The sequence below is a fragment of the Streptomyces sparsogenes subsp. cuspidosporus genome (genome assembly GCF_039532705.1).
GTDB classification, from domain to species: Bacteria; Actinomycetota; Actinomycetes; order Streptomycetales; family Streptomycetaceae; genus Streptomyces; species Streptomyces sparsogenes.
The window spans coordinates 76807-101193 of record NZ_BAAASD010000024.1 but is presented as its reverse complement, the minus strand read 5'-3'; the positions used below and the strand labels follow the sequence as shown (position 1 = coordinate 101193).

Sequence of the window (24387 nt, the reverse complement as noted above, 5' to 3'; positions counted from 1 at the left end):
GTGTCTCGCTAAGCGTTGTGTCTCGCTAGCGCGCAGCGTTGTGTCTCGCTAGCGCTCGACTTCACCCCGGATGAACTTCTCCACGTTCTCCCGGGCCTCGTCGTCGAAGTACTGGACCGGCGGCGACTTCATGAAGTACGAGGAGGCGGAGAGGATCGGGCCGCCGATGCCGCGGTCCTTGGCGATCTTCGCGGCGCGCAGCGCGTCGATGATGACGCCCGCCGAGTTCGGGGAGTCCCACACCTCGAGCTTGTACTCCAGGTTCAGCGGGACGTCACCGAACGCGCGGCCCTCCAGCCGGACGTAGGCCCACTTGCGGTCGTCCAGCCAGGCCACGAAGTCCGACGGACCGATGTGGACGTTGTCCTCGCCCAGCTCACGGTCGGTGATCTGGGAGGTGACGGCCTGGGTCTTGGAGATCTTCTTGGACTCCAGGCGCTCACGCTCGAGCATGTTCTTGAAGTCCATGTTGCCGCCGACGTTCAGCTGCATGGTGCGGTCCAGGACCACACCGCGGTCCTCGAACAGCTTCGTCAGCACGCGGTGCGTGATCGTGGCACCGACCTGCGACTTGATGTCGTCACCGACGATCGGCACACCGGCCTCGGTGAACTTGTCCGCCCACTCCTTGGTGCCGGCGATGAAGACCGGGAGCGCGTTGACGAAGGCGACCTTGGCGTCGATGGCGCACTGGGCGTAGAACTTGGCGGCGTCCTCGGAACCCACGGGGAGGTAGCAGACCAGGACGTCGACCTGCTTGTCCTTGAGGACCTGGACGACGTCGACCGGGGTCTCCTCGGACTCGTCGATCGTCTGGCGGTAGTACTTGCCCAGGCCGTCGAGGGTGTGGCCGCGCTGGACCGTGACGCCGGTCGAGGGCACGTCGCAGATCTTGATCGTGTTGTTCTCGCTGGCGCCGATCGCGTCGGCGAGGTCGAGGCCGACCTTCTTGGCGTCCACGTCGAACGCGGCCACGAACTCCACGTCCCGCACGTGGTAGTCGCCGAACTGCACGTGCATCAGACCCGGCACGCGGGTGCCGGGGTCGGCGTCCTTGTAGTACTCGACGCCCTGCACCAGCGAGGCGGCGCAGTTGCCCACGCCGACGATGGCTACGCGAACCGAACCCATTCCGGTTGCTCCCTGTGTGTACTCGACGAAGCCCTGCGGGTGCGGGGCTTCACTTGGCGGTGTCATCGGACGGATCCGGCCGGGAACCACCCCGGTGCCGGGGCAGGCCGTCCGTATCTCCTGACTGGTCCTGCGGTGGTGAGCGGTCCAGCTCGGGGGACCGGCCCTGCTCCTGCTCATGCGGCCGATCCTGGTCCGCGGGGCCGCCGCGCTGATCGCGCCCGGCCCGCTCGCTCTCAATCAGCTCGTTGAGCCAGCGGACTTCACGTTCCACCGACTCCATGCCGTGCCGCTGCAGCTCGAGGGTGTAGTCGTCGAGCCGCTCACGGGTGCGGGCGAGGGAAGCGCGCATCTTCTCCAGGCGCTCCTCGAGGCGGCTGCGACGCCCCTCCAGCACCCGCATCCGCACATCCCGCGACGTCTGCCCGAAGAAGGCGAAGCGCACGCCGAAGTGCTCGTCCTCCCACGCGTCCGGGCCGGTGTGGGCGAGCAACTCCTCGAAGCGCTCCTTCCCCTCCGCCGTCAATCTGTAGACGATCTTCGCCCGGCGGCCGGCGAGCGACGCCGCGAGAGCTTCCTCGGGGGCGCTGCCGGGTTCCTCGATCAGCCAGCCGTTGGCGACCAGTGTCTTGAGGCAGGGGTAGAGGCTGCCGTAGCTGAACGCACGGAACACCCCCAGCGAGGTGTTGAGGCGCTTCCGCAGCTCATAGCCGTGCATCGGGGACTCGCGGAGCAGGCCCAGGATGGCGAACTCAAGGATGCCCGAGCGTCTTCCCATACGCCGCCTCCCCTGTCTCCTGGGTCCTTATGCCGAGCTGATGTATCGGCTCGATACATCCAGACGATAGAACCGTGATCCTGGTGGGACAAGGGGAGCCATGGTGAACGGCGTCACATCGCCAATTCGCGGGACGCGAACTGACTGTTATGGAGTGAAGATCATGACTGGGTTGGTTTTGACCGTGCGTACTCTGTTCGCCATGCACAGCACTGGGAACCAAGCGACGCCGTCAGGCGTCCTCGTCCTGGATGCAGTGCGCCCGGTACCCACCAGCGGCCCGCGCGCACATCGGGGGGACCGAAAGCCACCTGCCGCTTTCAGGCGATAGCGCCTGCCCGAGGAGTAGTCGTTCCATGAGCGAGCACCGTCGCAAGCCGCCACAGTCACAGGGCGGCGGACGAGCAGCGGCCCGGCGCGCCGCGCAGCAGTCTTCAGGACGCCGCGCGGCCCAGCCGCGAAGCACCACCGGGTCGGAATCCGCCCCGCACGGGGAGGAGCGTCCCTACGGCGGCCGGGCCGAAGCCCGGCGCGCCGCACAGCGCGGCGGCAGTCGCCGACGAGGCGCCGATCCCGACGCCGGGGGCGCGGGCCGCGGGGGCCACGGCGGCGGTCGGCGTGCCGCCGGCGGTGGCCGGGGGCGTGGCGGGGGCGGTGACGGCCGACCCAAAAAGAAGCGCTTCATCGACTACCCGCGCGCCGGCAAGGACGGTTTCCGGCGCTGGGTGCCGTCCTGGAAGCTGGTGACCGGGACCTTCCTCTTCTTCTTCGCGATGCTCGTCGGCGCCGTGGGCATCGGGCTGTGGCTGGTGGAGGTGCCCACCGCGCAGGCCGCCTCCCAGGTCGAGAAGAACGTCTACTACTGGGCCGACGGCAAGCAGATGGTGGTCTCCGGCAAGGGTGAATACAACCGCCAGATCGTGCCGCTGAGCGAGATCCCCAAGGAAATGCAGAACGCGGTGATCTCCGCGGAGAACGCCAGCTTCTACGAAGATCGCGGCGTCGACCCGATGGGCATCGCGCGCGCGGTCGTCAACATGGCCAAGGGCGGGGCGACACAGAGCGGTTCCACCATCACTCAGCAGTTCGTGAAGAACACCTACCTCGACCAGTCGCAGACGGTCACGCGCAAGGTCAAGGAGCTGTTCATCTCCATAAAGGTCGGCGCGACGATGGACAAGGAAGACATCCTCGCCGGCTACCTGAACACCGCGTACTACGGGCGTGGCGCCTACGGATGCCAGGCGGCGGCCCGCGCGTACTACGACAAGGACTGCAAGGATCTGGACGCGAGCCAGAGCGCCTTCCTCGCCGCGACCCTCAACGGCCCCAACCTCTACGACCCGGCCGGCGGTTACGGGGCCAACGCCGGCAGTGCGGCGAACACCAAGCGGGCGAAGCTGCGCTGGGAGTGGATCCTCAAGCGTGAGGCCGAGGTGGGGAGGATGTCCAAGGCCAAGAGCCAGGAGTGGATCGACAAGAGATTCCCGAGCCCCCGGGAGCCGAAGATCGCGACGAACAAGGAAGGTCAGATCGGCTACCTCACCGATCTCGCCGACAACTACATCATCGCGCACACCAACATCACCAAGGCGATGCTGGACAGGGGTGGCTACCAGATCCGGACCACCTTCGACCGGGAGAAGATGAACCAGCTCGAGGCGGCCGTCAAGAAGGTGAGCAAGGAGAACATCAACCCGAAACTGCGGCCTAAGTATGACAAGTACGTGCAGTTCGGCGGGGCCTCGGTGGAACCCAGGACGGGCAAGATCGTCGCCATCTATGGCGGTAAGAACGCCCTGGAGCACTACCGGAACAACGCCGACTACACGGGCGTCCAGGTGGGCTCGACCTTCAAGCCCTTCGTGCTGGCCGCCGCGATGAGGGACGGGGTCCTCGACAAGACCGGTCCCCCCGACCAGCCCGACTCGATGCGCACCCGCGTCTCCCCCAAGAGCGTCTACAACGGTGACAACAAACTGACGCTGCGGGACTACAAGGGGACCGTCTGGCACGACAAGGACGGCAAGGAATGGCACCAGCGGAACGACGGTGACGAGAACCGGGGCAAGATCACCCTGCGCACCGCGATGCAGTTCTCGGTGAACACCCCGTACATCCAACTCGGCATGGACGTCGGCTTGGAAAAGGTGCAGCAGGCGGCGATCGACGCGGGCCTCAGCAAGGACCAGATGGCGTCGATCACCCCGACGTTCTCTCTGGGCACCTCCGCGCCCAGTGCCATCCGGCTCGCCGGGGCTTACGCGACCTTCGCGGCCAGCGGCAAGCAGGCCGACCCCTACTCGGTCGAGACGGTGGAGCGGAAGGGCGAGACCAAATACGACCACAAGCACGACGCCAAGCTCAGGCAGGCGTTCGACGCGAATGTGGCGGACAACGTCACCGACGTCCTGAAGAACGTGGTGGAGCACGGCACCGGTACCTCGGCGCAGATCGGCCGTCCCGCCGCGGGCAAGACCGGTACCACCGATGAGAACAAGTCGGCCTGGTTCTCCGGCTACACCCCGCAGCTGTCCACGGCGATCGGCATGTGGCGGGTCGATGACAAGGCCAAGAAGCAGGAGTTCCTCTCCATGCGCGGCGTCGGCACCGGCCGACCGAACGCGTCGATCCACGGAGCCTCGTTCCCGGCCGAGATCTGGGCCGACTACATGCGCGCGGCGATGAAGGGCAAGGAAGTCAAGGACTTCCCGAAGCCCGGCCCCATCGGCAAGGAGATCTTCGGGGACGGCGCGAGCCCGACCACCCAGCCGCCTTCCACGCCGCCCTCGAGGACGCCTTCCGAGACGCCGTCCTCGGAGTCGCCTTCCGAGACGCCGTCGTCGGAGACCCCGTCCACCACCCCGTCCTCGACGGACACCTGCGACCCGCTGGACATCAACTGCAACGACAACGGCGGGGGCAACGGCGGTAACGACGGCGGGGGCAACGGCAACGGAGGAGGCAACGGCAACGGGGGAGGCGGCCCAGGCGGCGGCACCAGTTCGCCGACCACGGAGCCCCCGGCCGACGGCGGCGGCTGGTTCGGGGGCAACGGCTAGCCCGGGCCGCGGAGCCCGTCGGCGAGCACCCCGCCCTCCCCCTCACGGCGGCCGCGCCGGAGCGTCACCCGCTCCGGCGCGGCCGCCGCCGTTTTCTCGGCGCTTGTGGGCCCCGCGCGGCGCCTTTCCCGCCTCATGGGCCTCCCAGCCCCTCCGACGGCCGTCCGGGGCCCTGGGGCGGGCCTCACGGCCCCTGCCCCGCCCGTACGGCAGGATGGGGCCATGACGAGCGTGCGACGCAGCAACCGAGAGGCCGAGCCCGTACGGCCGACCGCCGAGGACGCGGTGGCCGCGGCCGGCAGCGAGCTGATCGGCGGGCCCGCCGGGCGCCGTGCGCTGCTCGGGACGAGCTGGTGGACACCGGTGCGGATCATCGCGCTCGTCGTCATCGGGATGTTCGCGCTGGGCATGGTGCAGAAGGTGCCCTGCTACAACGGCGGCTGGTTCTACGGCGCCACCGCCCAGTACACCCACGCCTGCTACTCGGACATCCCCCACCTGTACGCGGGCCGCGGATTCGCGGAGAACGTCGTTCCGTACTTCCACCGCATACCGGGCGCCGCGGACGGAATGGACTACCTGGAGTATCCGGTCCTCACCGGTCTGTTCATGGAGGTCGCCTCCCGGCTCACCCCGCACAGCGGGTCGCTCCAGCACCAGGAGCAGATCTACTGGATGGTCAACGCGGGCATGCTGATGGTCTGCGCCGTCGTCATCGCCGTCTGCGTCTCGCGTACGCACCGCCGCCGCCCCTGGGACGCCCTGCTCGTCGCACTCGCCCCCGCCCTGGCCCTGACCGCGACCGTGAACTGGGATCTCTTCGCGGTCGCGCTCACGTCCGCCGGGATACTCATGTGGTCGCGCAGCCGCCCGCTGGCGGCCGGCGCCCTGCTGGGTCTCGCGACGGCCGCGAAGTTCTATCCGGTGCTGCTGCTCGGCGCGCTGCTGGTGCTGTGCCTGCGGGCCGGCCGGCTGCGCGCCTTCGGGACGGCGCTGGGCGGGGCGCTGGCGGCCTGGCTGGTGGTGAACGTGCCAGTCATGATCAGCAGCCGCGGGGGTCTCCACCTCCGCGAGGGCTGGCTCGCCTTCTACACCTTCAGCAGGGACCGGCCCGTCGACTTCGGCTCCCTGTGGCTGGTGGTCTCCCAGCGCACCGGCGACCCCCTCGACAACGTCAACACGTACGCCACACTGCTGATGCTGCTGGCCTGCGCCGGCATCGCCGCGCTCGTCCTGTGCGCGCCGCGGCGCCCCCGCCTGGCGCAGATCGCCTTCCTGCTCGTCGCCGCCTTCGTGATCACCAACAAGGTGTACTCGCCGCAGTACGTGCTGTGGCTGATCCCGCTGGCGGCCCTGGCCCGGCCGCGGTGGCGCGACTTCCTGGTGTGGCAGGCGTGCGAGGTGATGTATTTCCTCGGCATCTGGATGTATCTCGCGTACACGGGCAGCGGTGACAAGCACCGCGGGCTGCCGCCGGAGGGGTACCAGCTGGCGGTGATCGTCCATGTGCTGGGCACGCTGTACCTGTGCGCGCTGGTCCTGCGGGACGTGCTGATGCCCGAGCGGGACGTGGTGCGCCGGGACGGCTCGGACGACCCGTCGGGCGGCGTGCTGGACCAGGCCCCCGACGCGTTCGTCCTGGGCGAGGCGCGGCGCGCGGCGGCGTACGAAGGGACGGCGCGGGTGGAGTGGGGCGTCAGACCCGAGTGAGCTCCCGCCGGTACTCGATAACGGCGAAGGGCCCGAGGCCGTGACCACCGGATCCGGGAGGTCGCGGCCTCGGGCCCTTTCCGGCCCGGTGACTCAGCGGTCGACCAGCCGGTCGAACTGCGTCGTGGTGTGCCGCAGATGGGCCACCAGCTCGTCGCCCACCTGCGGGGGCGCGACGTCGCCCGGCACGAACAGGATGGACACCTGCATGTGCGGCGGCTCGGCGAACCAGCGCTGCTTGCCCGCCCAGACGAACGGCGACAGGTTGCGGTTGACGGTCGCGAGCCCGGCGCGGGCGACGCCCTTGGCGCGCGGCATCACACCGTGCAGGGCCTTGGGGGCCTCCAGGCCGACGCCGTGGGAGGTGCCACCGGCCACGACCACCAGATGGCCGTCGGAGGCGGCCTTCTGCTGGCGGTAGCCGAAGCGGTCGCCCTTGGCGACCCGGGTGACATCGAGCACCGAGCCCCGGTACTGGGTCGCGTCGTGGTCCCCCAGCCACAGCCGGGTGCCGATGCGCGCGCGGAACCGGGTCTGCGGGAACTGCTGCTGCAGGCGTGCCAGCTCATCGGACTTGAGGTGGCTGACGAACATCGTGTGCAGCGGCAGCCGGGCGGCGCGCAGCCGGTCCATCCAGGCGATGACCTCCTCGACCGCGTCCAGCCCGTCGGTGCGGTCCAGGGGGAGGTGGATGGCGAAGCCCTCCAGCCGGACGTTCTCTATCGCGGCGTGCAGCTTGGGGAGGTCCTCCTCGGCGACGCCGTGGCGCTTCATGCTGCTCATGACCTCGATGACCACGCGCGCGTTCACCAGGCCGTACACACCGTCGACCGACGACACCGAGCGGATCACCCGGTCCGGCAGCGGCACGGGTTCCTCGCCCCGGCGGAAGGGGGTGAGCACCAGCAGGTCACCGCTGAAGAAGTCCTTCATCCGGGCGGCCTCGTAGGTGGTCCCCACCGCCAGGATGTCGGCTCCGATGCGGGCGGCCTCCTCGGCCAGCCGCTCGTGGCCGAAGCCGTAGCCGTTGCCCTTGCAGACCGGGACTATGCCTGGGAACTGCTGAATCACCAACTGCTGGTGTGCCCGCCAGCGCGCGGTGTCGACATAGAGGGTGAGCGCCATTGGCCGGTCCCGGAACCTTTCTCGTGGCCGCGGTGTATTGAAGGTATGCAGCGTAGGTGGAGAGTCAAGAATTCGGGGAAGTCAGCGGCGGGACATGTAGATGTCCAGCGCCTTGTGCAGCAGCTTGTTGAGGGGGAAGTCCCACTCGCCGAGGTATTCGGCGGCCTGGCCGCCGGTGCCCACCTTGAACTGGATGAGGCCGAAGAGGTGGTCGTTCTCGTCCAGCGAGTCGCTGATGCCCCGCAGGTCGTAGACGGTCGCGCCGAGCGCGTAGGCGTCGCGCAGCATCCGCCACTGCATCGCGTTCGAGGGCCTGACCTCGCGCTTGTGGTTGGCGGAGGCGCCGTAGGAGTACCAGACGTGGCCGCCGACGATCAGCATGGTGGCGGCGGCGACGGCCTCGCCCTCATGGATGGCGAAGTACAGCCGCATCCGGTTGGGGTCCTCGGTGTTGAGGGCCTGCCACATCCGCTGGAAGTAGCTGAGCGGGCGGGGCCGGAAGTGGTCGCGCTCCGCGGTGATCTCGTACAGCCGCTGCCACTCGGCCAGGTGCTCGTACTGGCCCTGGACGACCTCGACGCCGGCCTTCTCGGCCTTCTTGATGTTGCGCCGCCACAGCTGGTTGAAGCCCTTGTGGACGTCCTCCAGCGAGCGGTTCTCCAGGGGCACCTGGAAGACGTAGCGCGGCTGGACGTCGCCGAAGCCGGCCCCGCCGTCCTCGCCCTGCTGCCAGCCCATGCGGCGCAGCCGGTCGGCGACCTCGAAGGCGCGTGGCTCGATGAAGGTCGCCTCGATGTCGCGCAGCCGCTTCACATCCGGGTTCTGGATGCCGGCCTTGATCGCGGCGGCGTCCCAGCGGCGGATGATGACCGGCGGGCCCATCTTCACGGAGAAGGCGCCCTGCTGCTTGAGGTGCGCGAGCATCGGGCGCAGCCAGTCCTCGAGGTGGGGCGAGTACCAGTTGATGACCGGGCCCTCGGGGAGGTACGCGAGATAGCGCTTGATCTTGGGGAGCTGCCGGTAGAGGACGAGGCCCACGCCGACCAGCTGGCCGGTCGCGTCGAACCAGCCGAGGTTCTCCGAGCGCCACTCCTTCTTGACGTCCGCCCATGCCGGGACCTGCATGTGGCTGGCCGCGGGCAGGCTCTGGATGTACGCCAGATGCTGCTCTCGGCTGATCGTCCTCAGGGTCAGGCTCATGCGGGGCGCTCCTCGGCAGGTTTGTCCCCATGGTCGGGGCTCCGGCTCTCGCGCCGAAGCCTACTGCGCCAAGGACATGCCCCGTTTGGGCCCGGGGGCAATGGGCCGGGCCGGACTTCAGCCCAGGACGCCGCCGAACAGGCCGCCGTGCGCCATGCCGAGATAGAAGCCGACGCCGGCCGCGCCGAGCCCGATGATCAGCAGGAAGCGCTCACCGGTGGTCGCGGAGATCAGCTGTCCCCACAGGCCGGTGACGATGCCGACCAGGCCCGTCCACGAGCTGACCAGGTGCAGGCCGGGGAAATGGGCGGTGATGAAGGCGATGACGCCGATCAGCAGGGTTGCCGCGGCGAAGCGGTTCTCGACGGGATGCGCCTTGCCGTCGGTGTCGAGGAAGGAGAGGAGGCCGCGGTGCGGTCGTGCTGCCTGTGCCATGGGGTACCTCCGGGGAGAGCACATATGGCAAAGCGGCGAAACTGTAACGCCGCTCACACCCGATGTGTACAGATTGCGGCGAGAGACGCCCGGATTTCAACCCGGCGGCAGTCGGCGGGTAGTGTGTACCGTCCGCAGTGGTGTCTGCTCAGACACCGGTGCGGTACGCATCACGACCCTCCTGCCACGGATCGACCGTGGCCGCTGAGTCCAAAGGAGGTGGGTTCCACATGCGTCACTACGAGGTGATGGTCATCCTCGACCCCGATCTCGAGGAGCGCGCTGTCTCCCCGCTGATCGAGAACTTCCTTTCCGTCGTCCGCGAGGGCAACGGCAAGGTGGAGAAGGTCGACACCTGGGGCCGTCGTCGTCTCTCGTACGAGATCAAGAAGAAGCCCGAGGGCATCTACTCGGTCATCGACCTGCAGGCCGAGCCCGCGGTCGTCAAGGAGCTCGACCGCCAGCTGAACCTGAACGAGTCGGTCCTCCGGACCAAGGTCCTCCGTCCCGAGACCCACTGACCGCGTAAGCGCTCAGCGGTCATCGGGCCGAATCGCAACGAGTAGCAAGCAGCCCAGCAGTACCCGCCGAGAGGTTCCCCCAATGGCAGGCGAGACCGTCATCACGGTCGTCGGCAATCTCGTCGACGACCCCGAGCTGCGCTTCACCCCGTCCGGTGCGGCGGTCGCGAAGTTCCGTGTCGCGTCCACTCCCCGTACCTTCGACCGGCAGACCAACGAGTGGAAGGACGGCGAGAGCCTCTTCCTCACGTGCTCGGTGTGGCGGCAGGCCGCGGAGAACGTCGCCGAGTCGCTCCAGCGCGGCATGCGCGTCATCGTGCAGGGCCGGCTGAAGCAGCGGTCCTACGAGGACCGCGAGGGAGTCAAGCGCACGGTCTATGAGCTGGACGTCGACGAGGTCGGCGCCAGCCTGCGCAACGCCACGGCGAAGGTCACCAAGACCGCCGGCCGCGGCGGCCAGGGCGGATACGGCGGCGGCCAGGGCGGCGGTCAGGGTGGCGGCGGCTGGGGCGGCGGCCCCGGCGGCGGCCAGCAGGGCGGCGCTCCGGCCGACGACCCGTGGGCGAGCAGCGCCCCGGCCGGCGGTCAGGGCGGCGGCGGTGGCTGGGGCGGCGGCTCCGGCAACTCCGGCGGCTACTCAGACGAGCCGCCCTTCTAGGCCCCGGATGCGCTGTTTCACGTGAAACAGCGCCCGGCCTGGTCAGGGCGACCAGCACAAACTTCTTGATCACACTGGAGAGAGACAATGGCGAAGCCGCCTGCTCGCAAGCCTAAGAAGAAGGTTTGCGTGTTCTGCAAGGAGAAGATCTCCTACGTCGACTACAAGGACACGAACCTGCTGCGGAAGTTCATTTCCGACCGCGGCAAGATCCGTGCCCGCCGGGTCACCGGCAACTGCACCCAGCACCAGCGTGACGTCGCCACGGCCGTGAAGAACAGCCGTGAGATGGCGCTGCTGCCCTACACCTCCACCGCGCGATAAGGGAAGGGTGACCGATTCATGAAGATCATCCTCACCCATGAGGTCTCCGGCCTCGGTACCGCCGGTGACGTCGTGGACGTCAAGGACGGTTACGCCCGTAACTACCTGGTTCCGCGTGGTCTGGCGATCCGCTGGACCAAGGGTGGCGAGAAGGACGTCGAGCAGATCCGCCGCGGTCGTCGCATCCGCGAGATCGCCACGATCGAGCAGGCCAACGAGGTCAAGGCGCAGCTCGAGGGCGTCAAGGTGCGGCTGAAGACCCGCGCCGGCGACGCCGGCCGTCTGTTCGGCTCCGTCACCCCGGCCGACATCGCCTCGGCGATCAAGGACGCGGGTGGCCCGGAGGTGGACAAGCGCCGCATCGAGGTGGCCGCCCCGATCAAGACCCTGGGCGCGCACCAGGTGTCGGTGCGTCTGCACGCCGAGGTTGCCGCCAAGGTGGGCGTCGAGGTCATCGCCGCCTGATCGCTGCCTTCGGCACGACACGTCGGCACGGCCTGCGCGGCATGACTGAGGGCCGCGACCCACGCCGGGGTCGCGGCCCTCAGGTATCTCCGGGGGCAGGTGTCTTCAGGGGGGCAGGCGTCATCGGGGGTCAGGCGCGCACCGCGCCGGTGACGAGCCAGCGGCCCGAGCGGGCGCGCAGCCACAGGGTGGCCAGCCGGACCGTCATCATCAGCGCCATGGTCCACCACAGGGTCGTCAGCCCGCCGCCGAGCGAGGGGACCAGCATCGCGACCGGGGCGAAGACCGCGAGCGTGACGATCATCGCCCAGGCCAGATAGCCGCCGTCGCCGGCGCCCATCAGCACCCCGTCCAGGACGAAGACGACACCGGCCACCGGCTGGATGGCGGCCGTCACCAGCAGGGCGGGCAGCAGGGTGTCCCGTACCGCCGCGTCCGAGGTGAACAGGGGGATGAACAGCGGGCGGGCCGCGACGACCAGCAGACCGAGCACCACCCCGGAGGCGATGCCCCACTGGACCATGCGGCGACAGGCGGCGCGGGCCCCCTCGGCGTCGCCCGCGCCCAGATATCTCCCGATGATCGCCTGGCCCGCGATGGCGATCGCGTCCAGGGCGAAGGCCAGCAGGTTCCACAGGGACAGAACGATCTGGTGCCCGGCGATCTCGTCGTCGCCGAGGCGGGCCGCCACCGCGGTCGCGATCACCATGACGGTACGCAGGGCCAGCGTGCGGACCAGCAGCGGCACCCCGGCGTGGGCGCAGGCCCGGATCCCGGCCGGGTCGGGGCGCAGCGTGGCGCCGTGGCGTCTGGCGCCTCGTACGACGACGGTGAGATAGACCCCGGCCATGGCGCACTGGGCGATGACCGTGCCCCAGGCGGAGCCCGCGATGCCGAGCCCGGCGCCGTAGACCAGGGTCGCGTTCAGCGCGGCGTTGGCGGCGAAGCCGCCGATGGCGACGTACAGCGGGGTCCGGGTGTCCTGGAGGCCGCGGAGCACGCCGGTGGCGGCGAGCACGACGAGCATCGCGGGGACGCCGAGCGAACTGATGCGCAGATAGGTGACGGCGTGCGGGGCCGCGGTGTCCGAGGCGCCGAAGAGGTCGATGAGCCCGGGGGCGGCGGGCAGGGTGACGGCGATGACGGCGCCGCCGAGGAGGAGGGCGAGCCAGATGCCGTCCAGCCCCTGGCGGAGCGCCCCGGCCAGGTCGCCCGCGCCGACCCGGCGCGCCACGGCGGCCGTGGTGGCGTAGGCGAGGAAGACGAAGATGTTGACGGCGGTGGTGAGCAGGGCGGCGGCGACGCCGAGCCCTGCGAGCTGAGGGGTGCCGAGGTGGCCGACGACGGCGCTGTCGGCCATGACGAAGAGGGGCTCCGCCACCAGTGCGCCGAAGGCGGGGAGGGCGAGCGCGACGATCTCGCGATCGTGTCGCCGGGCGGTGTTCCGCTCGGTCGCGGGGGCCGTAGTCATGGGGGCAATCTAATCTTCCACAGGTAAGAGACACAACTGGCTTGCATCCCTTACATGTGATGGTACGGGACGCTCTCCTCTGCGTCGTTTGTCGCGATCTTGATCCAGGTGCCGAAGTTTTTCTCCTGCACAGCCCCTGGATGAAGAAACCGCAGGTCAGGGGCGCAAGTCTGGGGTGACTGTGTGTTTGTCCACAGCGCTGTCCCCCGCCCCGTGCACAGGATCGCGGGACTTCTCCACAGGATGGCCTCCATCATCCACATGCCCTGTGGATAACCAAGTTGGCTGAGGGGGGAGACGGGCCTACCGTGGTCCGGCGCCCGCTGCCCGTTCCGGCCTCGATTCCCCTCGAATCCGCCGCGTCGGAACCGGAAGTCGGGCGCCCTGTTTGTCATAGCCGTGGCGTAAGAAAGAGACGCGCGGCGAGGTCCGCACCGCGGACGGGAGGAGGTGGCGGGGTGAGCATGCCCGAGCCCATGGACGACCCCTGGGCAGACTCCGGCCCGGTCGACCGGTTCCCCTCCCCCCGGTTCCGCCGCGGCGAAGGCGGCCGCGGCCGTGACGAGCAGCATGAGCGCGGGCGGGAGTCGGGGGCCTGGGAGGAGGGCGGCGGAGCGGGCTTCGAGCGGGTGCCGCCCCAGGACCTGGACGCCGAGCAGTCGGTGCTGGGCGGCATGCTGCTGTCCAAGGACGCCATCGCCGATGTCGTCGAGGTCCTCAAGGGCAACGACTTCTACCGACCCGCCCATGAGACGGTCTACCAGGCCATCCTCGACCTGTACGCCAAGGGGGAGCCGGCCGATCCGATCACCGTCGCCGCCGAGCTCACCAAGCGCGGGGAGATCGCCCGCGTCGGCGGCGCCTCGTATCTCCACACCCTCGTCCAGTCGGTCCCCACCGCCGCCAACGCCGAGTACTACGCCGAGATCGTCCATGAGCGCGCGGTGCTGCGCCGCCTGGTCGAGGCCGGCACCCGCATCACCCAGATGGGATACGCGGCCGACGGCGATGTGGATGAGATCGTCAACAACGCCCAGGCGGAGATCTACGCCGTCACCGAGCAGCGCACCAGCGAGGACTATCTGCCGCTCGGCGACATCATGGAGGGCGCGCTCGACGAGATCGAGGCCATCGGCTCGCGCAGCGGCCAGATGTCCGGCGTGCCCACCGGCTTCACCGACCTGGACGCCCTGACCAACGGGCTGCACCCCGGCCAGATGATCGTCATCGCCGCCCGTCCCGCGATGGGCAAGGCGCTGGCGCTCGATACGCCGCTGCCCACCCCCACGGGGTGGACCACCATGGGCGAGGTGCGGCCAGGTGACTACCTGCTCGACGCATCGGGGAAGCCGACCCGGGTAGTGGCTACCACTGACGTGATGACGGGGCGGCCGTGCTACGAGATGATTTTCGACGATGGCACGACTGTCGTTGCCGATGCGGACCATCAGTGGCTCACCGATACCCGGGCTTCGCGCAGGTCTGCCCAGGCCGCCGCGGCCCAGCACAACGGCCATCGCAATCAGCGCACCTTCGCCTCGGTCAAGACCACCAAGGAAATCGCCGCGACGCTGCACTGCGACACGGCTGACGGGCGCAAGAACCACTCCGTGACGAACGCGGCTCCTCTCCAACTGCCGCATCGGGAGCTGCCTGTTCCGCCGTACACGCTAGGTGCGTGGCTGGGTGACGGCAGCAGCAACGCGGCGAGAATCACATCGTCCTCCTTCTCTGAGCCCCGATGTGCCCCGTGCACCAGGAAGCACGGCGGCCTCCATACGCGACTGCGGGACATGGGTCTCTTGGGAGACAAGCACATCCCGCAGGAGTACCTGCGCAGTTCCATTGCCCAGCGCAGGGAACTGCTCGCCGGGCTCCTCGACACCGACGGAACCGTAACGAATGCCGGGTCTGTTCAGTTCACCGTCACCAACGAGGCGTTGGCCGAAGGCTTCCGTGAACTGCTCGTCAGCCTCGGCTACCGCTGCGGCGTGCGGAAGAAGCTGGTCAAGGGGCGCTCGGAGAAGACCTCCATTGCCTACCGGGTCAGCTTCACACCGACCGATGACGTGTTCGGGTTGGAGCGGAAGCGACGCATGCACGAGGAGCGCAGGCGCCCGGGCACTCCGAAGCTGAGGCAGCGGTTCATCACCGACGTCCGGGAGATCGAGAGCGTCCCGGTCCGCTGTGTTCAGGTGGACAACCCGGAGCACCTCTATCTGGCCACCCGGTCGATGGTGCCCACGCACAACTCCACCCTCGCCCTGGACTTCGCGCGGGCCTGCTCGATCAAGAACAACCTGCCCAGCGTCATCTTCTCGCTCGAGATGGGACGCAACGAGATCGCCATGCGACTGCTGTCCGCCGAGGCCCGGGTGGCGCTGCACCACATGCGGTCCGGGAGCATGACGGACGAGGACTGGACGCGGCTGGCCCGCCGGATGCCCGATGTCTCCGCCGCCCCCCTCTACATCGACGACTCCCCGAACCTGTCGATGATGGAGATCCGCGCCAAGTGCCGCCGCCTCAAGCAGCGCAACGATCTGCGGCTGGTGGTCATCGACTATCTGCAGCTGATGCAGTCCGGCGGCGCGCGGCGCCCCGAGAGCCGTCAGCAGGAGGTCTCGGACATGTCGCGAAACCTCAAGCTGCTGGCCAAGGAGCTGGAGCTTCCGGTCATCGCGCTCTCGCAGCTCAACCGTGGTCCCGAGCAGCGCACGGACAAGAAGCCCATGGTCTCCGACCTGCGTGAGAGTGGTTCCATCGAGCAGGACGCCGACATGGTCATCCTGCTGCACCGGGAGGACGCGTACGAGAAGGAGTCGCCGCGCGCGGGCGAGGCCGACCTGATCGTGGCCAAGCACCGTAACGGTCCGACGGCCACGATCACGGTCGCCTTCCAGGGGCACTACTCGCGCTTCGTGGACATGGCCCAGACCTGATCACGCCCCCGGCGGGTGCTCAGTCTCCAGGTCCTTCTCCCGCCACCCCTCCACCCCTCCGTCCCTCCGTCACTCCGTCACGGGCAGGCACTCGGCGAGCAGGCCGACGATGTCGCGCCAGGCCCGCTGCGCGTGGAGCGGGTGGTGGCCGACGCCGGGGACCGTGGGGTGGTCGACCGTCGGGTGGTGGAAGGCGTGCAGGGCCCCGCCGTAGACCACGAGGCGCCAGTCGACGCCCGCGGCCTGCATCTCGGCGGTGAAGGCGTCCCGTTGCGCGGGCGGCATGATCGGGTCCTCCGAGCCGACCCCGGCCCACACAGGGCAGCGAATGCGCTCGGCCTCGCCCGGTCGGCCCGTGGTCAGCGCGTTGACCGTGCCGATCGCCCGCAGGTCGACGCCGTCGCGCCCGAGTTCCAGCGCGATCGCTCCCCCGGTGCCGTAGCCGATGGCGGCGATCCGGTCGGGGTCGGTCCGCGGTTCGGCGCGCAGCACATCGAGTGCCGCGTGGCCGATGCCCCGCATCCGGTCGGGGTCGGCGAGCAGCGGCATGCAACGGGCCAGCATCTCCTCGGGGTCGCCCACATAGCGCCCGCCGTGAAGGTCGAAGGCCAGCGCTACGTATCCCAGCTCGGCGAGAGCTTCGGCCCGGCGGCGCTCGACGTCGCTGAGTCCCATGCCCTCTGGCCCGAGCAGGACCGCGGGCCGGCGGCCGGTACCGGCGGGGAGCGCGAGGTGCCCGATCATCGTCAGGCCGTCGGCCGGGTATTCCACCGTGCGCGTGGTGACGGTCGTCGTCGTCATGAGACGGGACTGTAGTGATCACAGGGGCCCGGTCAGGCCGGTCTTAGCCGTCAGCAGAGCGGCGCGGGTGGCGCCGCCTGATTCACACCAGCTCGGGTTGCGGTTCCGGCCGTGGCGCCGGCGCCGCCTTCGGCTCCCACAGTCTGGTGGTGCGTATGTAGACGTGGATGACCGAGACCATCGCCAGGAGGAGCAGCGGTCCGAACAGCCAGGGGTGGGTGGCCATCTTCATCGGCAGATAGCGGTAGCAGACCAGGAGCGCGGCGAAGACGGTGGTGCCGTAGGCGACCATCTGGATTCCCGCGCGGTTCCAGCCGCGGTCGAACGAGCGCAGCGCCGCTTCGATGGTGAGGGCGAACACCACGCCGGCGATGAGGTCCACGCCGTAGTGGTAGCCGAAGCCCAGGGTCGCGGTGAGCGTGGCGACCAGCCAGAAGGTGCCCGCGAACCGCAGGGCGCGCGGGCCCTTGCGGGAGTGGATGAAGATCGCGGTGGCCCAGGCGGTGTGGAGGCTGGGCATGCAGTTGCGGGGGGTGATCTCGTCGTACAGCACCGGGTGCGGGGGGTTGATCGGCGGGGGCGTGTCCGGCCAGAGGTTGGCGATCGCCCAGTGCTCGCCGCCGGTGCCGAAGGCGCCGGTGCCGTAGGCGAAGATCGGCCCGACGACCGGGAAGATCATGTAGATGGCGGGCCCGACGACGCCTATGACCAGGAAAGTGCGCACCAGATGGTGGCGCGGGAAGCGGCGCTCGACCGAGACCTTGCGCAGCTGGTACAGCGCGACGACGACCGCGGCGACCGCGAGCTGGGCGTAGACCCAGTCGAGGAGGTGGGTGCCGATCGGACCGGTGGCCCTGACCAGCCGGCCCACCAGCCAGGACGGGTTGCCCAGCGCGTGGTCGGCGGTCGCGAGGTACGGGTCGAGCACCATGGGGCGGGTCTTCGAGGTGATGAGGAGCCAGGTGTCGCCGGTCTTGCGGCCGGTCACCAGCAGCAGGCCAAGACCGACGCCCTTCAGCAGCAGCGCGCGCTCATTGCCGGTGCGCCGCGTGAGAGCGATGACCGCACAGCCCAGGACCACCCACAACGCGCCGTTGCCGAAGCTCATCTTGGCGTCGACCGTCCACCGCACCAGCACGAAGACGATGTCGATGCCGATCGCGACACCCAACGCGATGAACCGCTGCCGCCAGGTGAGCACCAGCATCATCAGCCCCATGCTGGCGTACAGCAGAAAGCCGGACTTGGGGGCGAATATCACCTCTTGCGCCTGGCTGGTCATCGGCCCGGGGAGGCCATAGCGACGTGCGGCGATCTCCAGCGCGATGAGGAATCCCAGGGTCGCCACACCCGCCACGGCCCACAGTATCGTCCGCGGTCGACGCCACGCGGCGAGCGTGAGTACGCGGCTTATTCGGGAAAAGGCCCGCGATGCTATAGGTATCAATTTTTCGGCCGATTTGCTAGGCGTTGGTCAAATAGGTAACTCATCGTGCTGGATGGCATGGTTTTTCCGGTGAAGCGCGGGCGATGTGGGCGATTGTCCTGGGCCCGAGCATGCTATCGGAGCGGTGCGGGGCGGGTTTTGGGCACGCCGGATGGCGGCAAGCGGTGCGTCGGCAGCGAGAGGTTGGCGTTCCGTCAGGACGCCGAAGAGCGCGCGCCGCACGCCGCGGCCTTCTTCTCGCGTCGGGCGAAGACGTCCTCGCGGCGCGCGGCCATCTGCCGCAGGGCGTCCTCGCGGTCCCGCGCGGACAGCCGGTCGAGATAGAGATGTCCGTCGAGATGGTCGATCTCGTGCTGCAGGCACCGGGCGAAGTAACCCGTCCCCTCGATCACCAGGGGGTTGCCGTCCTTGTCCCATCCGCGCGCGACGGCGCGATCGGGGCGGGGGACCGCCATGGTGGCGCCGGGCACGGACAGACAGCCCTCGGCGCCGTCGGCCACGTACATGGTCAGGAACATGTCGTCGATCAGGGCCGAGAGCTCGGAGGTGCCGAACTCGGTCACCTCGCGGCAGGGGCGGCTCAGCACCTCCGGAGCTGCTCGCCGAAGTCGGCACCGTCACGGCGACCGAGGCGGCCGCCCGGCTCGGCTATAGCTCGGGGCTCTGCTCGTTCCATCTGCGGCAGCTCGCACGCCACGGCCACATCGAAGAAGCCCCTCACAGCGGGGGCCGCGCCCGTGGGGCGCCACGACGAGGCCTTCAGCGCCGTCGCCTATCTGACACCCGAGGAGGCGATCCGGGTCGCGGACGTGATCCGGCGGGCCCTCGCCCCCTACCAGGACCGCGAGCAGCGCCCCCTGGCCCGGCCCGAGCGCGCCGCACCGGTCGCCCTCATCACGCGGCTGTTCCCCCTCCTTCCCCACCCGGCGGACGACGCCGGCCGAGCCGGGGAAACCGGGGGCGGCGGCTCCCGGCCGGACTGAGAAAGCGGCCCCCGGCCCCCCGAATGGCGCATCGGCCCCTGCGGCCGACCCGCCGGACGTAGGGTGCGGGCATGATCGCGCCCATGGAAGAGCCCGCGCAGCCGCTGCCCGCCACCCGCCGTGCCCTGCTCCGCCGGATCGCCGTCGGCCAGACCGAGGGCCGCGCGCCCTCCCTGGTGGGCGCGGTGGTACGGGACGGACGGCTGTGGTGGGCCGGGGCGCGCGGCGAGGTGGCAGGGCAGGCGCCCGACGGCGGAACCCAGTACCGCATCGGCTCGCTCACCAAGACCTTCGTGGCGGTGCTGGTGATGCGGCTGCGCGACGAGGGGCTGCTGTATCTCGGCGATCCGCTCTCCCGCCATCTGGATGTGCCCGAGGCCGGGGACGCCACCATCGCCCAGCTGCTCGCCCACACCTCGGGCCTGGCGGCGGAGGCGCGCGGCCCGTGGTGGGAGCGCACGCCGGGCGAGCTGCGCCCCGAGACGGCCGACATCTTCGGGGAGAGGCCGCTGCGGCATCCCGTCGGCCGCCGCCACCACTACTCCAACCCCGGCTTCGCGCTGCTGGGGGCGCTCGTCGAGCGGCTGCGCGGCGCGCCCTGGGACGAGGTGCTGCGCCGCGAGGTGCTGGAGCCGCTGGGGATGAAGCGCACCTCGCCGCTGCCCTGGGCCCCGCACGCCGAGGGCTGGGCGGTGCACCCCTGGGCGGATGTGCTGCTGCCCGAACCCGCCGTGGACACCGGCCGGATGGCCCCGGCCGGACAGCTGTGGTCGACCGCCGCCGACCTGGCCCGGTACGCCGCCTTCCTGATGGACGGGGACCGGCGGGTGCTGGACCCCCGGACGCTGGCCGAGATGCGGGCCCCGGCGGTCGCGCCCGAGGGCGACGAGTGGGACGACGGCTACGGGCTCGGCATCCAGCTGGCCCGCCGGGACGGCCGGCTCCTCATCGGCCACACCGGCTCCATGCCGGGCTTCCTGGCCGCCCTGTGGGCGAGCCCCGAGGAGGGGCTGGCCGGGATCGCGCTGGCCAACGCCACCTCCGGCCCCGCCGTCGGTGCCGTCGCGGCCGATCTCGTACGGATCGCGGCCGAGCACGAGCCCCCGATGCCCGCGCCCTGGCGCCCGTTGTCCGAGGCCGATCCGGAGCTGGTGGCGCTGACCGGGCCCTGGTACTGGGGCCCCACGCCCTTCCTGCTGCACCTGCGTCCCGAGCGGGGGCTCGAGCTGCGCCCGTTGAACGGCAGGGGGCGCGGCTCGCGCTTCCGGGCGGAGCCGGACGGCACCTGGACCGGGCTCGACGGGTACTACGCGGGCGAGACGCTGCGCGTGGTGCGGGGCGCGGGCGGTGGTCCGTACGGTGCCGACAGCGTCCATCTCGACCTGGGGACCTTCGTCTTCACCCGGGAGCCGTACGAGGCCGACGGCGCGGTGCCGGGCGGGGTGGACCCCAAGGGGTGGCGCCCGGGGGCGTGAGGCGCCGGGCGTGACGCGCGGAGTCTGACGCGCGGGGCGTGAGGCGCGGCCCGGCGGTGGGCGGCGCGCGTGCCTGACCCCGGCAGTGGTACGCACCGCCGGGGGCTGGGTGGCCCGAGCGAGCCGCCGCAGGCTGATCTCCTCAGCTCAAGTGCGGCGGGCCCCGGGCCCGCCCCGTTTCGAAGGAGATCCGCCGTGCGCTCTTCAGCGCTTCGCGTGGGTGCGTCCCTGCTCGCCCTGACCGCCGTCCTGGCCGCCTCCGGCTTCGGTTCCGCCACAGCCGCCTCCCCCGCCTCCGGTTCCGCCGCCCGGCCCGCGGCCGCCTGGTCGGCCGGGTGGGCCGCCCCCGTCCAGCGGCCCAGTGAGGGTTTCGAGGACAACTGGTCCCTCAAGGGCTTCGCCGACCAGACGGTGCGCCAGGTGGTGCGGGTGACCGGCGGCGGCACCGCCGCCCGGATCAGGCTGTCGAACCGGTACGGCGCCGAGCCGCTGCGGATCGCGGGCGCGACCATCGCCCGGAGCGCGGGCGGCGCGGCGGTCGAGGGCGGGAGCCTGCGCCGGCTGACCTTCGGGCACCGGGGGGCGGTGACCATCCCGGCGGGTGGCGAGACGGCCAGTGACGCGGCGCCGGTGCGCGTGGCGCCCTTCGAGTCGCTGACGGTGACGCTGTACTTCGCCGAGCCGACCGGTCCGGCCACCTTCCACGCCCAGGCGTACGCCACCAGCTACCGCGCGGAGGGCGACCACGGCGCCGACCGCACGGGCGGGGCGTTCACCGAGACCACCCACTCCTGGTACTACCTCTCGGACGTGGAGCTGTCCGGCGGCACCGGGCGGCGCGGCTCCGTGGTGGCGTTCGGCGACTCCATCACCGACGGCTTCGGCTCCTCCTACGACGGCGACAAGCGCTGGCCGGACCGGCTGGCGGAGCGCCTGGCGGCGGCGGGCACCCCGCGCCCGGTCCTCAACTCCGGCATCGGCGGGAACCTGCTGCTGCACGACTCGCGCTGGTACGGGGACCGGGCGGGCGCGCGGTTCGGGCGCGATGTGCTGGACAAGCCGGGTGTCAGGTCGGTGATCCTGCTCCAGGGGCTCAACGACATCGGGTTCAGCGAGGTGGACCTGCCCACCTACAAGCCCAATCCGCAGGTCTCGGCCGAGCAGGTGATCGCCGGCTACCGCGATCTGATCGCGCGGGCCCACGCGCGGGGCGTCAGGGTCGTGGGCGCGACGATCCTGCCGTTCAAGGGCGCGGAGTACCACACGGCGCGCTCCGAGGCGAAGCGCGCGGCGATCAACGAATGGATCCGTACCTCCGGGGAGTTCGACGCGGTGGTCGACTTCGCGGAGGTCATGGCCTCGCCCTCGGATCCGCTGGCGCTCGACCCGGCGTACGACAGCGGGGACCACAAGCACCCCAACGACGAGGGCTACCGGCGCATGGCCGAGGCGATCGACCTCGACGCGCTCTAGATCGACCTCGGCGCCCTCTGACCGGCCGGAGTCAGAGAGCGAGCTTGAATCCCACGTGCGAGGCCTCGAAGCCGAGGCGCTCGTAGAAGCGGTGGGCATCGGTCCGGGTCGCGTCCGAGGTGAGCTGCACCAGCACGCAGCCCTCGCGGCGCGACTCGTCGATGGCCCACTGGATCAGCTGGGTCCCGAGCCCGCTGCCGCGCTCGTCGGCGTGGACGCGGACGCCCTCGATGATCGAGCGGGTGGCGCCGCGCCGGGACAGGCCGGGGACGACGGTGAGCTGGAGCGTGCCGATGACGCGACCGTCCCGTACGGCGACGACGAGGCGCTGGCCCGGGTCGCGGGCGATCCGCTCGAACGCGGCCCGGTAGGGGGCCGGATCATCCGGGGACTCGCGCCGGGCGCCGAGCGGGTCGTCGGCCAGCATGGCCACGATGGCGGGGATGTCGTCGGCGGTTGCGGGGCGGATCTCCAAGTCGCTCATGGCGCGCAGCCTACGCGGGGGCCCACAGCCCTTCGACGGCCGCCACCAGCGGGGCCAGCTCGGGCCGTGCGGCGGCGTCCCGGAGGGCCTCGCGCAGCGCGGCGTCATTGGTGGGGCGGGCCTGTTCGAGCAGGTCACGGCCCGCGGGGGTGACGTTGGTGTAGATGCCGCGGCGGTCGTCCGGGCAGATGTAGCGGGCGAGCAGGCCGCGGTCCTCCAGCCGGGTGACCAGGCGGGTGGTGGCGCTCTGGCTGAGGACGACGGCGTCGGCGAGCTGGCGCATCTGGAGATGTCCGCCCGGGCCGTCGTGCTGCTCGTTGAGCACGTTGAGCACCGAGAACTCGCGGACGCTCAGCCCGTGCCGGGCCTGGAGCGCGCGCTCGACGTGGGTCTCGATGCGGCCGTGCAGGGCGGACAGGGCGCACCAGCCCTGGGCGAGGGCGCGCCCGCCGGTCAGCGGCCCGCACGACAGCGGCTCGTCGGTCTGCGCATCCGGCATGGGTCCCTCCTTGGGTGTCGTCCCGACCAGGGTAGTCCACCCGTCGAAAAAGTCGGCGCTTGCAATTAGAGCGCGTCTGCAATTATTGTCTACGCGTTAAAACCTTCCGCGCAATCATCGTCATCGCTCCAAGGGACTCCAGACATGCCTCTCGCCCTGCTGGCGCTTGCCATCGGCGCCTTCGGCATCGGCACGACCGAATTCGTGATCATGGGACTGCTGCCCGAGGTGGCCGACGAGTTCCATGTCTCCATCCCCACCGCCGGCTACGCGACCACCGGCTACGCCCTCGGCGTCGTCCTCGGGGCCCCGCTGCTGACGCTGCTCGGCACCCGGCTGACCCGCAAGCGGATGCTGACCACGCTGATGGGCCTGTTCATCGCGGGCAACCTGCTCTCGGCGCTCGCCCCCGCCTTCGTGCTGCTGCTTGCCGGCCGGGTGCTCGCCTCGTTCGCACACGGCGCGTTCTTCGGCATCGGCGCGGTGGTCGCCGCCGACCTGGTCGCCCCCCACAAGCGGGCCCAGGCCATCGCCACCATGTTCACCGGCCTGACCGTCGCCAACGTCGTCGGCGTGCCCATGGGCACCTGGATCGGCCAGACCTTCGGCTGGCGCGCGTCCTTCCTCGCCGTCGCCGGTCTCGGCGTGCTCGGCCTGGCCGGCATCGCCGCCCTCGTCCCCAGCACCCCCGGCGCGGCCGCCGCCCGCCTCGGCCAGGAGCTCGCGGCCTTCCGCAACCCGCAGGTGTGGCTGGCGATGATCATGACGGTGCTCGGCTTCGGCGGGGTCTTCGCCGCCATCACCTACATCACGCCGATGATGGTGGACGTGGCCGGCTACGGCGCCTCCTCCGTGACCTGGCTGCTCGTCCTCTTCGGCCTCGGCCTGGTCGGCGGCAATCTGATCGGCGGCCGCTATGCCGACCGGGCGCTGATGCGGATGCTGTACATCACCCTCGGCGGACTCGCCGTCGTCCTCACGGCGTTCACGTTCACCGCCCACAACAAGGTCGCGGCCGCCGCCACCCTCCTGCTGGTCGGGGCCTTCGGCTTCGCGACCGTGGCGCCGCTGCAGAAGCGGGTCATGGACCAGGCGCCGGACGCCCCGACGCTCGCCTCGGCGGCCAACATCGGCGCCTTCAACCTCGGCAACGCCCTGGCCTCCTGGCTCGGCGGGATCGTCATCGCCGCCGGGATGGGCTACACCGCGCCCAACTGGGTCGGCGCCCTGATGGCCGCCGCCGCCCTCGGCACCGCCGTGCTCTCGGCCGCGCTCGAGCGGCGCACCACGCGCACCGGGCGGATCGTCGCCGCGGGCGGCGCGCCCGCCCCCGACGAGGCGAGCCGGGAGGCGGCGGCTCTCCGCTGACCAGCCCCTCCCGGCCCCTGGCCCTCCGGCCCTCG

The 24387-nt window shown here is 70.4% G+C and carries 20 protein-coding genes and 2 pseudogenes; 11 read left to right on the top strand and 11 right to left on the bottom strand.

The window, feature by feature from the left end; all coding sequences use genetic code 11:
• Window positions 1-48: 48 nt before the first annotated feature.
• On the bottom strand, window positions 49-1131 hold the full coding sequence (locus ABFY07_RS25660) for an inositol-3-phosphate synthase (RefSeq protein ID WP_346176736.1): 1083 nt from the start codon (window positions 1129-1131) through the stop codon (window positions 49-51).
• A gap of 49 nt (window positions 1132-1180) precedes the next feature.
• On the bottom strand, window positions 1181-1909 hold the full coding sequence (locus ABFY07_RS25655) for a PadR family transcriptional regulator (protein ID WP_346176735.1): 729 nt from the start codon (window positions 1907-1909) through the stop codon (window positions 1181-1183).
• 356 nt (window positions 1910-2265) lie between these two features.
• On the opposite strand from ABFY07_RS25655, the gene ABFY07_RS25650 reads away from it, so the two are divergent.
• A complete protein-coding gene (locus ABFY07_RS25650) occupies window positions 2266-4971 on the top strand; it encodes a transglycosylase domain-containing protein (protein WP_346176734.1) in 2706 nt (901 codons plus the stop codon).
• 222 nt (window positions 4972-5193) lie between these two features.
• A complete protein-coding gene (locus ABFY07_RS25645) occupies window positions 5194-6681 on the top strand; it encodes a glycosyltransferase family 87 protein (protein WP_346176733.1) in 1488 nt (495 codons plus the stop codon).
• Window positions 6682-6774: 93 nt separating this feature from the next.
• On the opposite strand, the gene ABFY07_RS25640 is transcribed toward ABFY07_RS25645, so the two are convergent.
• The 3 genes from ABFY07_RS25640 to ABFY07_RS25630 all read right to left on the bottom strand — a co-directional run bounded on the left by ABFY07_RS25640 (window position 6775) and on the right by ABFY07_RS25630 (window position 9441).
• Window positions 6775-7806, bottom strand: a complete 1032-nt coding sequence (locus ABFY07_RS25640) for an alanine racemase (protein WP_346176732.1) — start codon at window positions 7804-7806, stop codon at window positions 6775-6777.
• An 81-nt stretch (window positions 7807-7887) separates the two neighbouring features.
• Window positions 7888-9006: a lipid II:glycine glycyltransferase FemX gene (locus tag ABFY07_RS25635; protein ID WP_346176731.1), complete on the bottom strand. Its 1119-nt coding sequence runs from the start codon at window positions 9004-9006 to the stop codon at window positions 7888-7890.
• 117 nt (window positions 9007-9123) lie between these two features.
• A complete protein-coding gene (locus ABFY07_RS25630; protein WP_065961978.1) occupies window positions 9124-9441 on the bottom strand; it encodes a hypothetical protein in 318 nt (105 codons plus the stop codon).
• Window positions 9442-9671: 230 nt separating this feature from the next.
• Here ABFY07_RS25630 and rpsF point away from each other — a divergent pair, with 230 nt between their 5' ends.
• The 4 genes from rpsF to rplI all read left to right on the top strand — a co-directional run bounded on the left by rpsF (window position 9672) and on the right by rplI (window position 11409).
• Window positions 9672-9962, top strand: a complete 291-nt coding sequence (rpsF, locus tag ABFY07_RS25625; protein ID WP_030827724.1) for a 30S ribosomal protein S6 — start codon at window positions 9672-9674, stop codon at window positions 9960-9962.
• Between the two features lie 82 nt (window positions 9963-10044).
• Window positions 10045-10620: a single-stranded DNA-binding protein gene (locus tag ABFY07_RS25620; protein WP_065961976.1), complete on the top strand. Its 576-nt coding sequence runs from the start codon at window positions 10045-10047 to the stop codon at window positions 10618-10620.
• Window positions 10621-10707: 87 nt separating this feature from the next.
• Window positions 10708-10944, top strand: a complete 237-nt coding sequence (gene rpsR, locus ABFY07_RS25615) for a 30S ribosomal protein S18 (protein WP_003978893.1) — start codon at window positions 10708-10710, stop codon at window positions 10942-10944.
• A gap of 18 nt (window positions 10945-10962) precedes the next feature.
• Window positions 10963-11409 (top strand): 50S ribosomal protein L9, encoded by a 447-nt coding sequence (gene rplI, locus ABFY07_RS25610; RefSeq protein ID WP_065961975.1) that lies wholly within the window; start codon window positions 10963-10965, stop codon window positions 11407-11409.
• A gap of 130 nt (window positions 11410-11539) precedes the next feature.
• Here the strand turns inward: rplI and ABFY07_RS25605 are convergent, their stop codons facing one another.
• The gene (locus ABFY07_RS25605; RefSeq protein WP_346176730.1) at window positions 11540-12880 is read right to left on the bottom strand and encodes an MATE family efflux transporter; all 1341 of its coding nucleotides are present in this window, start codon (window positions 12878-12880) and stop codon (window positions 11540-11542) included.
• A gap of 464 nt (window positions 12881-13344) precedes the next feature.
• Here ABFY07_RS25605 and dnaB point away from each other — a divergent pair, with 464 nt between their 5' ends.
• Window positions 13345-15822, top strand: coding sequence for a replicative DNA helicase (gene dnaB / locus ABFY07_RS25600; RefSeq protein WP_346176757.1), 2478 nt, complete (start codon window positions 13345-13347; stop codon window positions 15820-15822).
• Between the two features lie 69 nt (window positions 15823-15891).
• On the opposite strand, the gene ABFY07_RS25595 is transcribed toward dnaB, so the two are convergent.
• From ABFY07_RS25595 to ABFY07_RS25585, 3 genes and pseudogenes are all read right to left on the bottom strand, one after another.
• On the bottom strand, window positions 15892-16623 hold the full coding sequence (locus tag ABFY07_RS25595; protein WP_346176729.1) for a dienelactone hydrolase family protein: 732 nt from the start codon (window positions 16621-16623) through the stop codon (window positions 15892-15894).
• 82 nt (window positions 16624-16705) lie between these two features.
• The gene (locus ABFY07_RS25590; protein WP_428837004.1) at window positions 16706-18037 is read right to left on the bottom strand and encodes a phosphatase PAP2 family protein; all 1332 of its coding nucleotides are present in this window, start codon (window positions 18035-18037) and stop codon (window positions 16706-16708) included.
• A 227-nt stretch (window positions 18038-18264) separates the two neighbouring features.
• Window positions 18265-18681: pseudogene (locus tag ABFY07_RS25585) on the bottom strand (peptide deformylase); the annotation flags it as partial.
• Between ABFY07_RS25585 and ABFY07_RS25580 the strand changes: the two are divergent.
• From ABFY07_RS25580 to ABFY07_RS25570, 3 genes and pseudogenes are all read left to right on the top strand, one after another.
• Window positions 18666-19053, top strand: a pseudogene (locus ABFY07_RS25580) (ArsR family transcriptional regulator). The pseudogenes ABFY07_RS25585 and ABFY07_RS25580 sit on opposite strands and share 16 nt — an antisense overlap.
• Before the next feature lie 71 nt (window positions 19054-19124).
• Entirely contained in the window at window positions 19125-20528 is a 1404-nt protein-coding gene (locus ABFY07_RS25575; protein WP_346176728.1) for a serine hydrolase domain-containing protein, read from the top strand.
• A 195-nt stretch (window positions 20529-20723) separates the two neighbouring features.
• The gene (locus tag ABFY07_RS25570) at window positions 20724-22001 is read left to right on the top strand and encodes an SGNH/GDSL hydrolase family protein (RefSeq protein WP_346176727.1); all 1278 of its coding nucleotides are present in this window, start codon (window positions 20724-20726) and stop codon (window positions 21999-22001) included.
• 31 nt (window positions 22002-22032) lie between these two features.
• Here the strand turns inward: ABFY07_RS25570 and ABFY07_RS25565 are convergent, their stop codons facing one another.
• Together ABFY07_RS25565 and ABFY07_RS25560 are read right to left on the bottom strand one after the other, a co-directional pair.
• On the bottom strand, window positions 22033-22485 hold the full coding sequence (locus ABFY07_RS25565) for a GNAT family N-acetyltransferase (RefSeq protein ID WP_065961922.1): 453 nt from the start codon (window positions 22483-22485) through the stop codon (window positions 22033-22035).
• Between the two features lie 10 nt (window positions 22486-22495).
• Window positions 22496-22984 (bottom strand): MarR family winged helix-turn-helix transcriptional regulator, encoded by a 489-nt coding sequence (locus ABFY07_RS25560; RefSeq protein ID WP_065961921.1) that lies wholly within the window; start codon window positions 22982-22984, stop codon window positions 22496-22498.
• Window positions 22985-23128: 144 nt separating this feature from the next.
• On the opposite strand from ABFY07_RS25560, the gene ABFY07_RS25555 reads away from it, so the two are divergent.
• Window positions 23129-24352, top strand: a complete 1224-nt coding sequence (locus ABFY07_RS25555) for an MFS transporter (protein WP_346176726.1) — start codon at window positions 23129-23131, stop codon at window positions 24350-24352.
• The last annotated feature ends 35 nt before the right edge of the window (window positions 24353-24387 follow it).

Coding starts and splice junctions, on each gene's coding strand:
- rpsR (WP_003978893.1), top strand. CDS start 10,708: ATGGCGAAGCCGCCTGCTCGCAAGCCTAAGAAGAAGGTTTGCGTGTTC.
- ABFY07_RS25575 (WP_346176728.1), top strand. CDS start 19,125: ATGATCGCGCCCATGGAAGAGCCCGCGCAGCCGCTGCCCGCCACCCGC.
- rpsF (WP_030827724.1), top strand. CDS start 9,672: ATGCGTCACTACGAGGTGATGGTCATCCTCGACCCCGATCTCGAGGAG.
- ABFY07_RS25640 (WP_346176732.1), bottom strand. CDS start 7,806: ATGGCGCTCACCCTCTATGTCGACACCGCGCGCTGGCGGGCACACCAG.
- ABFY07_RS25560 (WP_065961921.1), bottom strand. CDS start 22,984: ATGCCGGATGCGCAGACCGACGAGCCGCTGTCGTGCGGGCCGCTGACC.
- ABFY07_RS25630 (WP_065961978.1), bottom strand. CDS start 9,441: ATGGCACAGGCAGCACGACCGCACCGCGGCCTCCTCTCCTTCCTCGAC.
- ABFY07_RS25660 (WP_346176736.1), bottom strand. CDS start 1,131: ATGGGTTCGGTTCGCGTAGCCATCGTCGGCGTGGGCAACTGCGCCGCC.
- ABFY07_RS25565 (WP_065961922.1), bottom strand. CDS start 22,485: ATGAGCGACTTGGAGATCCGCCCCGCAACCGCCGACGACATCCCCGCC.
- ABFY07_RS25655 (WP_346176735.1), bottom strand. CDS start 1,909: ATGGGAAGACGCTCGGGCATCCTTGAGTTCGCCATCCTGGGCCTGCTC.
- ABFY07_RS25635 (WP_346176731.1), bottom strand. CDS start 9,006: ATGAGCCTGACCCTGAGGACGATCAGCCGAGAGCAGCATCTGGCGTAC.
- ABFY07_RS25650 (WP_346176734.1), top strand. CDS start 2,266: ATGAGCGAGCACCGTCGCAAGCCGCCACAGTCACAGGGCGGCGGACGA.
- ABFY07_RS25645 (WP_346176733.1), top strand. CDS start 5,194: ATGACGAGCGTGCGACGCAGCAACCGAGAGGCCGAGCCCGTACGGCCG.
- rplI (WP_065961975.1), top strand. CDS start 10,963: ATGAAGATCATCCTCACCCATGAGGTCTCCGGCCTCGGTACCGCCGGT.
- ABFY07_RS25555 (WP_346176726.1), top strand. CDS start 23,129: ATGCCTCTCGCCCTGCTGGCGCTTGCCATCGGCGCCTTCGGCATCGGC.
- ABFY07_RS25620 (WP_065961976.1), top strand. CDS start 10,045: ATGGCAGGCGAGACCGTCATCACGGTCGTCGGCAATCTCGTCGACGAC.
- ABFY07_RS25595 (WP_346176729.1), bottom strand. CDS start 16,623: ATGACGACGACGACCGTCACCACGCGCACGGTGGAATACCCGGCCGAC.
- dnaB (WP_346176757.1), top strand. CDS start 13,345: ATGCCCGAGCCCATGGACGACCCCTGGGCAGACTCCGGCCCGGTCGAC.
- ABFY07_RS25605 (WP_346176730.1), bottom strand. CDS start 12,880: ATGACTACGGCCCCCGCGACCGAGCGGAACACCGCCCGGCGACACGAT.